Below are 11,033 nucleotides of genomic sequence, written 5' to 3'. Positions count from 1 at the left end.
CAAATGAGCGGCAAGGGTTACCGCTCACTGTTTAGGTTAGGTGTTGGCCGCACTTTCCACCGGAAGTGTTGCCAACTCGCTTTCCATCTCTTCATCGTCTCCCACAGCTGATGCTGGTAGACGCTTGGAGACCGTGACGCCCAAAGCGACGAACTTGTCCACGGTCTTGGTCAGGCTTCCGTGATCCCCTTTCAGCGTATTGACGCTGTCTGAGTAGCTTTTCTGCACCGTAGCGATCTGATTACCGAGCTTGTCCATTTTATCCACGAAGATTCGCAACTTGTCGTAGACCTTGCTCGCCATTGTTGCGAGTTGCAGCGTGCTGCTGTTTTGACGTTGGATGCTCCACAGATTCGATACGACCCTCAGAACTGGCAGCAGTGTGGTGGCGGTAATTATCGCAATACGTTTTTCATATGCAGCCTGGAATACCCCCGGACTGTGCTCAGCCGCGACCAAATACGCGGGCTCAACCGGCATGAATAAAAACACAAAGTCAGGAGAGTTGATGCCGTTAAGGTCGGTGTATTTCTTATCGGACAATCCGTTGATGTGGTTCTTCAACGCCAGAACGTGTGCGGACAGGGCTTTGGTGCGATCTTCGTCGGTTTCGGCGGAAACGTACTCCGTGTAGGCCACCAGCGACATCTTGCTGTCAATGATGATGTGTTTACCTTCGGGTAAATTGACCACGAAGTCTGGTCGATTGTTTCCTGCATCGTCGTCCTTGAAGTTCGCCTCGCGGTGGTACTCGAACCCTTTACGCAGCCCTGCCTGCTCGAGCAGCATCTCTACCTTTTGCTCGCCCCAGGTGCCTTGAAGTTTTTTGTCACCTTTAAGCGCTTTGGTAAGATTTGACGCCTCGGTTGTGATCTGGACGTTCAATTCCATCAGCTTGACAAGCTCGCTTTTCATCGAGCTTTGGCCTTGCACGGTATCGGAGTGAACCTGATCCACTCGCTGACGGAATGATTCGAGCTGGTCCTTGAACGGTTTTAGCAGAGTGTCCAGCCCTTGGCGGCTTTGCTCAGAGAAGCTCTGCTGTTTGCTGTCGAAAATCTGATTTGCAAGGTTCTGAAACTCCTGCTTGAGTTGAACCTTGTTATCTTCCAACAGCTGCAGTTTCTCTGTAGCTGAGTGCTGGTCGCGCTGGTGGCGCATATTTATTTCGGCAAGACTCTGCTTCGCAAGGCTGAGTTCATCTCGCGTATCGCCTAGTTCTTTGTCTCGTTGGGCCAATGTGTTGCGCAGCGTGTCCAATTGGTCCTTTTGTTCTGCTGCCTGCCCCAATTGTTCGCGCTGCTTTTTGAATTCTTCCTGGGTATTGTCGAGACGACTTTGGAGGTCCTTATTGGCGGTTTTTACCTCCAGGAGCTGATGCGCTTGTTCCGCGCTTTGACCTAGATGCTCACCTTGTTTTTGCAGTTGTAGTTGAGCTGCTTCAAAACGCGCTTGCTGCTGCTTCAGCGCCTGCTTCAACTCATCCAACTGCCGAGTCTGCTCCTGGCCTTGCCCAAGCTCTTGTTTTAATTCGCCGAGCTGTAGCCGGAGTTGGTTCGTTTCCACGCTGTGTTTTTCAGTGAGGGCGGCGGCCTCTGCAAGTTGCTGCACTTTATCGAGCGTGCGTTGCTTCTCGGCCTCCAGCGAAGTCTTGAACTCGCTGAGCTGAATGCTGAGCTGCTTCTCGATCTCTCGATGGTTCGCCAATGCTTCACTGGCCAGTTTCAGCTCATTTTGATGTTCCGATTGCTCATGGAGCATTTGCTGCTCACGTTGCCGAGAAAGCGCAACATCGTTCAGCAATTGCTGGTGTTCAGCTTGATGACTGGATTGTATTTCGGAGAATTGTTGAGCCAGCTTGCCTGCCGCGATACGGCTATTGATCCAGAAACCGATCCCCAGAAACAGCAAGCTGAAGAGTCCGATCAGGGCCGGAATGAAATATTGTTGTGCCATCGGTACGTCCTTTTATCGCTGGGGTGGATTGCAAAATGATGGCACGGAGCTGGTCGACTGAGAACTGTTAAATATCGACCTGGTTTTAATCGAAGGTCAGCTTCTCGGAGATTTCGATGTTTAAGTGTTAGCCGGTGGGCCACGATACTCGATTAAAAACAAATCATTCCGTGCCGGCCGGTAAATAGGCCCAGATTAAGCAAAGCGGAGCCGGCGGTGATCACTCATCATCAGCCCAGCGGGGAAGCATCGCAGTGTTTTCTGCGTCTAGCATCGGATCAATGCGGCGCAGTTTCTTCCGCTTGTTTTTCCAGAGAATGGCTCTGTGCAAAAAGAATTGCGGTCGAGATATCGAGCGATATGGAAGCAAACGACTTCATCAGCAAGGATTGCGGCAGTGCCCAATCCCACTTTTCGCGCAGCATGTTTTCCACCTCCGAAAGTATCGAGTCTAAATCAGCAGCATCCAGGCTTCCGACTTCCTTCAGTGCCATTTGGGTTCGACCGATGTCGGCGTCAACCTCAATGGTAAGGCCTGTGTTATCACAAGAAAGGCCGACATGATTGAGTAACAACCGCAGTGCATCGTTGGCATGATCACCTAGCCAGCTCATCAGATAACACTTACCGCCCGACTCAACTATGTAGCGCTTACCAAGGCCCAGCGAAACAAATGTCTTTCGAGCCTCGTCGAGAAGCTCTTGAGCCCCTTGATCAATAAAGGGGCAGGGGATTGTGTCTGCCAAGACGGCTCGCATTTCTTGGCGTACGTTGTCATGCACCATCGCACCCAGACCATCGAACTGAGGAGGGGCACCACCGCGTGCTGCTGAAACGATGATGACTTTGGCCTGGAGATCAACATCACGAACCTGCCACCTCCGGCCTCCGAAAATAATGCGCTGATCCTTGGTCAGTGGACGGCTTACCGGCACAGATCCCAGTGCCCTACCATCGCATACAAGGCGAAATTCTTCGTCGCTGGTGAATGCGCTGTAGAACTCATAGTGGTTGATCAATCGCTCTCCAACCGTCCCAGGAAGAAGCAACCCTGAGCTGTCCTGAACAATGAGCTCGTGCTCGCCGAGCGCCTTGAGCAACTTCACAAAGTCTGGTTTCTCAACTTTTGGAAATGCTCCCTCAGCAATCAAACTTTTCCAGAGATCTGCAGCAGATGCACCGCCGCACTGGGCAATCACTGAAAGACATTGTTGAACGAGGGTGGACGCGTGAATGCCTTGAGCCCTGGGAGGTTCAAACCACCCCTTGGCCAGCAGTCGAACCATGGCAATGGTTTGAACCAAGCCTTGGCGCAGTTGATCCGAGAGGCTCGATCCATCTTTGAGTGGCGATTCCTTGCAGTAAACGCGCAGCGTTGCTTTTTCTCCTGGGCGCCTTCCCGATCGCCCTAGACGTTGTCGCAGACTCGCCACCGATGGTGGGGCACCAATCTGCACGACTGTTTTGATGCTGCCGATGTCTATGCCGAGCTCAAGCGTCGTGGTGCAAATCGCGGATGCTGCATGAGTCCCTGCCTTGAGAGCATGTTCTGCTTGCTCACGTAAGTCCTTCGAAAGGCTACCGTGATGAGGCCAGAATTCGTTAGGCACGCCTTCTTTCTCGCAGCGCCGTCGCAGTTGATCTGCGTACCATTCAACCTGAGACCGGCTGTTTGGGAAAATCAGGTTGTTGCTGCCGCGTAACACCTTGTAAAGATGATCAGCGATCGCGAAGTCTGGGCTTGCCTCGTTCTCTGTCTCGTCTTCATTTTCCGCCTGGTCAGGGAGCTTTACGGGCTTCTTCTTGAGCTCGCTCATGGGTGGCTGAATGTAACCACGAACTTGCACCTGGAGAGTCTGGTTGGAGCTTTTTGATTCAATGACGGTAACGCCATCGGCATTTCCCGGACGCAAAAACTCCGACGCCATCTTCATATCGCCGAGGGTGGCTGAGAGCCCGACTCTAGGGAGACGGTGGCCGGCAACAAGTTCTACCCGATGCATTAGCGACTGAAGTTGCTTGCCTCGTTCGCTACCGATGAACGCATGCAGCTCATCCACGACGATATAACGCAGGTGTTGGAACACCCCGCCAAGACTTGAACCGCGGTTGACGAACAGGGCTTCAAGGGATTCAGGAGTGATCAGAAGCACCCCCTCAGGGGACTTCAAAAAGCGATGTTTTTTGCTTGAGGAGATGTCCCCGTGCCAAGCCACTACGGGAATCTCAAGCTGCTCACAAAGACGGCTTAACCTGTCCCACTGGTCGTTGATCAGGGCCTTGAGCGGGCTGATATACAGCACCGAACCGGGTGGATCATCACGATTCAGCAAATTGGTGAGTATGGGAAGAAAAGCAGCCTCGGTTTTGCCTGCCGCTGTTGCTGCGGCGATGATGACATCCTGATCGGCATCTACCAGAACAGGTACCGCCCATTCCTGGGCGTCGCGCAAGGAAGTCCAGCCTTCCGCCCAAACCCATCGCTGGATTCGGGACTCAAGTTGATCGAAACCCGATGACTCAGAGTGTGAAGGTGGCAAGTTCATCGTCCGCATCGACTTTGGTATCGTCTTCGCCGCCCGAGTCCCTGGCGACCTCGACGGCTCCAAGCAGCATTCGCCAATCGGCGCCCGGGTTTTGCTCCAAGATGGCGAGCAGGTTGATGAACGCTGTGATCGTGGTACGTGGCGTGCGGAAGTAAGCTTCTCCCAGACGCTGATTACAATGCGCCATGAACAAGGGAAGCGCTTCGTCAGGTAGTAAGTATTTTTCGACATCCCCGCCAGCGTATACGTGACGAAGCTTCTGAAGCAGCACGTAGAAGTCTTCCGGGGTCAGGCTGGTCAGGCGAATGACCGGCCCCGACAGATCCACCAATCCTGATTTTGCAAACGAGTTCTCGGCCAATCGAGATTGCAGGGCAGGGTAGCTGAATAGCCCCCGACGAGTGTCCATCAAAAACTCAGGAGTGCCACCTAAAACGAAACCAAGCCCTTCGGACGATCCCTGCAGAGAGTCGTTGAGAATACGGAGGATCTGTTCGTAATTGGCATTACGAGCTTGGGTATTGGCCAGTTTGTAGAGGTTGACCAGTTCGTCGAGGCAGATCATCAGACCGCCAAAACCTGCAAGTCTGACGAATCTCGACAGGAGCTTGAGCTGATCGTAGACGGAGGCATCATCAATGATGGTTCGTACACCCAAGGCTGCTCGGGCATCAGTCTTAGTGGTGAACTCTCCACGCAACCAACGGATGGCGTCGGCCTTGAGCTGCTCGTTGCCTTCTTCGAAACCTCGGCAATAGGCGGCAATCACCTCCGCAAAATCATACCCGTTGACCATCTCGGTCAGCTCGGCCAAGTGAGCACGAATAACAGTCTCGCTGTCCGTACCCGCCGCCTTGGCTTCGGTTTTGGCCTGAGAGATGAATTTCTCAACAATGCCTTGCATAGCCCCTCCGTCGGGCTTCGTACGAGTCGACATGTTTTTAGCCAACTCGGAGTAAAGCGAACGTGCTTGTCCACCCGTGGCATGTAATCTGCGATCTGGGTTCAAGTCGGCATGCATGGTGACAAGCTTGCGCTCCATGGCAATGGCTCGTACCAGGTTCAGAAAGAACGTTTTACCCGCACCGTACTCGCCAATGACGACTCGAAATGCCGATCCACTTTCAACCAGGCGATTGACGTCCTTAATCAGTGCATCTAGTTCGCCTACCCGGCCAACCTGAATGAGGTGTTGGCCCACGCGAGGAACGACGCCTGCACGTAGCGACTGGATGACCGCATCGCGATCCTTGGCTCTGATAGTGCTCATAGGGCTAACTCTTCCAGAATGTTTGTATTGATCTCGACAGGGTCATCACCCTCAGTGACGGGCATATCGAAACGTTCAAAAGCCATGTCGTTAATTTGTTCCAGGGCACCATCGAGCATCAGCTCCATGTCGCTGGCGGCAGCTTCAAGTTCGGAGCGGCTCCACTCAGGGCGTGAGATCAGCAACCGAAGGAATGCAGAGTGTTCCAAATCGAGACCATCAATGTCTGCACTCGATTCTTGTACTGATTCTGCCACATCGATCAACTGTTCCGGTTCGTCAACCTGGTCATCAGTGAAGACTTTGGCAAGGAGGGCGGAGACCTCTGCGGTTTCTCGTTGCAGTTCTGCAATGCGCTCGTGATCAAGCACGAACCCTTGATTTACAGTGAAGTTGATCGGGGTACCAGGCTCGGAACGAGGAATGCCGGCTTTTGGTTTTACGAAGGCAATACTTGCTCCAGATGCAGCACCGTGGAGATCGCTGTACAGCAACTGACTGTCCAGCTGCAGGGCCTTGTAAACGCGCTCGAGAAGTTTCACTTCCAATGGGCTGACGATGCCATCTGCTTGCGCCAGATGGGCCAGGAAGCTGGCAATCGTGCGTTTGGCTTCGACCGTTAGTGGGTCGAGTTTTTTCTTTAGGCTGGCCAGCGTTGGTGGTTGCTGGATCTGGATTCGCAGGTGTGCTTTAAGGCGTTTGCGATGGGCCACACTCAGGTGATTCCAGGAGTCGATGTGTTGAGCAAGAAGCGTAACTTCCTCAGTGGAGGTATCACCATCGGCAGAAGCCACAGCACTAGAAAGGTCGAGCGTCACCGAAGCAGCATTGTAGGCTGCAGAAGCTCGCAGTGCCCCGTCTTCTGGTTGAGTCACGAACAGCGCGATTTGATCTTCTGCTTTCGGTGTCTTACTGCCAGCCAGTACGTCGGGTTCAATACCGATATGAAGCGATTCCAGCGCGCGGGCAAGTGCAAGTACTTTGTCGCGGGACAGGGCGCCGGCGCTCTTGAACCGGCCTGCGAGTTCGCCAAAGCTCATGACAATCAGGTCGTCGCCAATTCTGAATTGAAGCTCGTCCAATTCTGTACGGGCTGCCGTCGGCCAGAGAGCGACGGGAAGTTGCAAAAGACCTTCGAGAGCTTCTGCGCTATCAGGGTTGCGGCCCAAATATCGGCTGTAGGGTTCAAGCTCTGTAGTGCATAGCTCAACCAGCAACTGCAGGCTTTTTCGTGTACCTGACGTGGCCAGGACATCAGGAAGGTCACCCAAGCTAAGCGTGGGGGCCATTAAGACCGCGGAGGCCGGCCGATAGCTGGTTTTAAGTTTGGTCTTGTTCTGCGCCAGGACAAGACCCTTAGGGTGGGCGCTTGTGTACTTAAGCTTGAACAGTCTCGAAAAGACATCCTTGCAGCGAGTCACGGGCGTGCGTTTGCTGATGTTGGGGTCAGCTAGCGCCCAGGCTAATGCCCAATCGGCATCAAGGGGGCGCTTGTTGGAAGCGAGTTGCCCCAGACCTACGCGCAGTGGCAGTGGCATCTCGTAGCTATACGCGACAACGTTGGGAGGTGGTCCAAGGTAAAGGTCTGGATCGATCTTGGTGTTGCTCAGGTAATCCAGAAAACCTTCCGCATATCCCCTGAACGACCTATTTTCCCCGTAGATACTCAATAGGCGCTGGACTTCTTCTACGATCAAAGGAAGCTCAGCCTTGACGCGCGGGTCACTCACTGCGTCAACGAGTGCTCGACGCTCCAGACCATAAAAATACAAAAAGACGTAGCCGGTGTCTGCCAGTGGGTAACGACGGCCGCCCTCCAGCCATTGAAGGTATCCACGGCGAGCCTCTGACGTGATGGAGTGAAAACTGGGCCAATAGGACATCAGCCGTTCTTCTAGATCGACGTGTGTCTTTGCGATACGGAGCTTGGGGTTTATCAGTGAGGGTTCTTCGGCATCGTGCCGGCCACCTAGCACGCTGCCCATATAGAACATGCCACCGGGAATTGAAAAACCGGAAACGGTGACAGATTCACCTACTGGCACCCAGCGAACATCAGGTTTTTGCGTGCTCGCATTTGGAATGTTGAAGGACTTTGAAGATGCTGAGCCGAGTTGGACAGTGTAAAAATCAGAGGTTTCCTCTGTGCCCATATTGCTCCCTGAAACCTCACGGATAGAGAAAGTGATGCCTGGCCGTTGATGCTCTCGCAGATGTTCCGTCTCCGAAACGGTCACTGACAATTGCTCGGCCTGTCGCCTTGAGCGACGAACCAGCAGCCAAAAAACCGCGGCAATGCAAGCAATAACACCAATGGCGATCCAAGCATTTTTCGGGATCGATGCGACTGCGCCGAAGGCCAGAGCGAAAATGATCAGGATGCCGTTACTTGTAGATTTTTTTGCCTTCTTCCTTGCCATGAGTCGTTTCAACCTTGAAAGATGGGTGCTGGCGCAATGGCAGTATCCGATAATTGCCCTACGAGAACCATGGGCTGAGGAACGCTATTGATCGGAAAATTTTGCTCGCGCACGAATAGCTACAATCATCAGAAGTAGCTTTTTCAGCATGACGCGCGCAGATCATCCCCCTCCGTTGCTGATAGCTGCGATTAATTGTGGGCAGCTATCAGCCAGAAGCAGTCATTCAATCTCGGGTTGCTAGCGGCTTGACAGCGAAATTTCGCAGTGGACGAGTACATACCTGACTCCATTTTCCCTAACACCACTATTAACCTCTCAAGTACTCTAACTTTCCGTGAGCATCAGGTAGGGATCTGCTGATGCTTTTGCCGGAGGCCTCGGTCTGGTTTTCTCAAGAACGTGAACGATTTCACATGAACTCAAGGTATCACCGACGACATGGTGGCCATCGCACGTGCCGAGCAATACGCGGCTATCGTCCCGGGTGTCATTGCTTATAGCGCCTCCTTTGATCGGCGCCTGCCAGCCCTCGCCCCTGAGCTCACCACCGCCTGCGCAATGCTGCGGTATATGGAGTGGTGAACGGGTAAAAGGGCTGGCAATGGTGCTGGATCAAGCTATCGAGGCCGCTATCGAATGCGGGGGCTGGAGGTCGGCTCCCACCGCGCCCTAGGCAATGCACGAATGACTCTGGACGTGCTGTGCTACCTGCTACGTCGCACAAATGGATGTAAATCAACAACCTGGCCTGCTGGTAGATATTCAGTAGAAACTGCCAAAGTGAATTCAATTTTTCACATAGCTAAAATCAAGCATCTCATGTCTATTGAAAGTGTCAGTCGGTACCAATAAGATGATTCTGCTACAACCAAATCAATATTAACATCAAGGATAGATTTTATGGCACTTAAACCAGGCCCAAAGCCAATAGCTAAATCAACTGGTGAAGTTGATAAGCGTCGTCGTGACAATAAAGACACGCAGGGAAATAATCCTGACTTGAAACCTAGCAAGTCCTCAAAAAAATAGGTTGTCACTGGCAGAAGCTACTTTAATGGTAGCTTTTGTCATTTAGGCTTTTAGGGAGTGAAGGCATAGTCGGTAATTTCGATTTATCTGACGATCATTACCCGCTCTATAGCATCCTGAGCAAGCCCAACCTGAAAAGGCTGGGCTTTTTCATGCCTTAAAAGAAACCCAAGACTCACTCCCCAAAAAACACCAACGCCCGCACCTCGATACTCCTCCTTGGCGGTGCATCCACCGGCGTAGTCGGGTCATCAAACGCCGTATGTGCGCTGCGCCTTGCAACATCGCTACGCGAGTCATGGATCTTCAACAGCAGCACCTCATCCGGCCGCAACTGCGGGTAGTAATACCAGCGATGTGCGGGATTGGCCTTGACCGAAAAAGTCTCGCCAACCTTGTCCCGATACACCAGGTCGCTGGGCAGCAAGTCGCTCTCGGCCATGCTTCGCGCATCGCACAGGGCGAGTGGGGTACTCAGGACCGGCGCACCAATCGGCCGCCAGACGTTAATAATCGCAAACCGTTCCAGCAGCCGCTGTTCAGCTTCATCCGCAGGCAAATGATCACGTACCCTGCGAATCGCCGAGCGCTCGGTCTGGTCGTTATGCACGTACCGCACCGGCTCACGCAGCCCGCGGTCCTCGCGTCCAGGCTCGTCCACCCGGATGGTGTGGTCGAAGATCACCACTTTCACCGCACCGGTCTGTTGCTTGAGCAAGGCTTCGGTTTCCGGATAGTAGTGTTCACGGACCTGATCATCGTTTTCCAGGTCAGGCACCGAGCTGGTGTGGTCGATTCTTTCGAAACCGTTGCGATCCAGACAAGCCGGTTCGTCGAGCAACCGTGCGTTATGAATACTCACCTGAGTCGGGTCCAGCACGCCGCTGCGCTTGGGTGTGCCGTCTGGCTGCGGGAAGGTGTAGTTCACCGGTCGCTCGCCGGTGTCCAGCAGGTAGTTGAGTTCGCCGATGACCGATGGCGGGGCGAGATGAGTCTGATGAGTTCCCATGAACAATCCTCCAGGCGTGAGGCGGTTTTCAGAAGGGTTCCTTGAAGGGCCGCAGGTCCAGTTCCTGGGTCCAGGCGCTGCGCGGTTGGGTGTGCAGGTACCAATAGGCGTCGGCGATGTCTTCGAGTTTCAGCGCACCGTCTTCCCCCAGTCGCGCCAGGTAATCCGGGGCCCGGCTTTGCACGCGCTCACCGTCGATGGCGCCATCGATGACCACATGGGCGACGTGCACGTTTTGTGGGCCGAACTCGCGGGCAAATGACTGGCTCAGTGAGCGCAGTCCCGCCTTCGCGGCAGCAAAGGCGGCGAACGGTGGCTTGCCTCGCAATGAAGCGGTAGCCCCGGTGAACAACAGGCTGCCGCCACCACTGGCGAGCAGCAAGCGGGTGGCCTCGCGGGCAAACAGGAAGCCACCCAGGGTCGATGCCCGCCAGGTCTGCTCGAACAACTGCGCGCTCAACTCCAGGGTGGGCGCTGCGACGGAGTTGCCGACATTGAAGATCGCGGCCTTGAGGGGGCCCAACTGGCTGATCTGCTGGCTGGCGGCGATCACCTCGGACTCGATTCCCGAGTCCGCCACGATAGCCACCGCTTCCCCGCCGAGCGCACGGATGCCCTCGACCACAGCCTGCAACTTGTCCGGGCTCCTGCCGCTGACGGCCACCTGCAAACCCTCCCGCGCGAAGCGTCGCGCTAGCGCCGCTCCCAGGCCGGCCACGGCACCCACACCGGCAATCCACACCACAGGCTCGGATCGAGACTCAGACATTAGCCACTTCCTCAATGAGATACGTGGCTAA

At 54.2% G+C, this 11,033-nt stretch carries 6 protein-coding genes; all 6 read right to left on the bottom strand.

Translation table 11 applies throughout. The features are described 5' to 3' along the window. Positions 1 to 36: 36 nt before the first annotated feature. The 6 genes from rmuC to HX817_RS14015 all read right to left on the bottom strand — a co-directional run bounded on the left by rmuC (position 37) and on the right by HX817_RS14015 (position 11,002). The gene (gene rmuC, locus HX817_RS14040) at positions 37 to 1,956 is read right to left on the bottom strand and encodes a DNA recombination protein RmuC (protein ID WP_159936332.1); all 1,920 of its coding nucleotides are present in this window, start codon (positions 1,954 to 1,956) and stop codon (positions 37 to 39) included. Between the two features lie 278 nt (positions 1,957 to 2,234). After that, a complete protein-coding gene (locus HX817_RS14035; RefSeq protein WP_177040402.1) occupies positions 2,235 to 4,502 on the bottom strand; it encodes a DEAD/DEAH box helicase in 2,268 nt (755 codons plus the stop codon). Then, positions 4,477 to 5,772, bottom strand: a complete 1,296-nt coding sequence (locus HX817_RS14030; protein WP_069557042.1) for an ATP-binding protein — start codon at positions 5,770 to 5,772, stop codon at positions 4,477 to 4,479. Before HX817_RS14030 ends, HX817_RS14035 begins: the two co-directional genes overlap by 26 nt. Then, a complete protein-coding gene (locus HX817_RS14025; protein ID WP_177040401.1) occupies positions 5,769 to 8,192 on the bottom strand; it encodes a TerB N-terminal domain-containing protein in 2,424 nt (807 codons plus the stop codon). Before HX817_RS14025 ends, HX817_RS14030 begins: the two co-directional genes overlap by 4 nt. Before the next feature lie 1,207 nt (positions 8,193 to 9,399). Beyond that, positions 9,400 to 10,233 carry a CmcJ/NvfI family oxidoreductase gene (locus HX817_RS14020; RefSeq protein ID WP_177040400.1) on the bottom strand — a complete coding sequence of 278 codons (834 nt, stop codon included), beginning with the start codon at positions 10,231 to 10,233 and terminating at the stop codon, positions 9,400 to 9,402. Positions 10,234 to 10,261: 28 nt separating this feature from the next. Then, complete coding sequence (locus tag HX817_RS14015; RefSeq protein WP_008431768.1) at positions 10,262 to 11,002, bottom strand: SDR family NAD(P)-dependent oxidoreductase; 741 nt, start codon at positions 11,000 to 11,002, stop codon at positions 10,262 to 10,264. Positions 11,003 to 11,033 lie beyond the last annotated feature (31 nt).

This window comes from Pseudomonas sp. C6002 (assembly GCF_013385805.1).
Classification (GTDB): Bacteria; Pseudomonadota; Gammaproteobacteria; order Pseudomonadales; family Pseudomonadaceae; genus Aquipseudomonas.
Note: the sequence above shows the minus strand (reverse complement) of the source record. Positions and strands in the feature narration are given on the sequence as shown.

What these genes read in the sequence shown, in the direction of transcription:
- HX817_RS14020 (WP_177040400.1), bottom strand. Translation starts at nt 10,233, where the DNA reads ATGGGAACTCATCAGACTCATCTCGCCCCGCCATCGGTCATCGGCGAA.
- HX817_RS14035 (WP_177040402.1), bottom strand. Translation starts at nt 4,502, where the DNA reads ATGAACTTGCCACCTTCACACTCTGAGTCATCGGGTTTCGATCAACTT.
- HX817_RS14030 (WP_069557042.1), bottom strand. Translation starts at nt 5,772, where the DNA reads ATGAGCACTATCAGAGCCAAGGATCGCGATGCGGTCATCCAGTCGCTA.
- rmuC (WP_159936332.1), bottom strand. Translation starts at nt 1,956, where the DNA reads ATGGCACAACAATATTTCATTCCGGCCCTGATCGGACTCTTCAGCTTG.
- HX817_RS14025 (WP_177040401.1), bottom strand. Translation starts at nt 8,192, where the DNA reads ATGGCAAGGAAGAAGGCAAAAAAATCTACAAGTAACGGCATCCTGATC.
- HX817_RS14015 (WP_008431768.1), bottom strand. Translation starts at nt 11,002, where the DNA reads ATGTCTGAGTCTCGATCCGAGCCTGTGGTGTGGATTGCCGGTGTGGGT.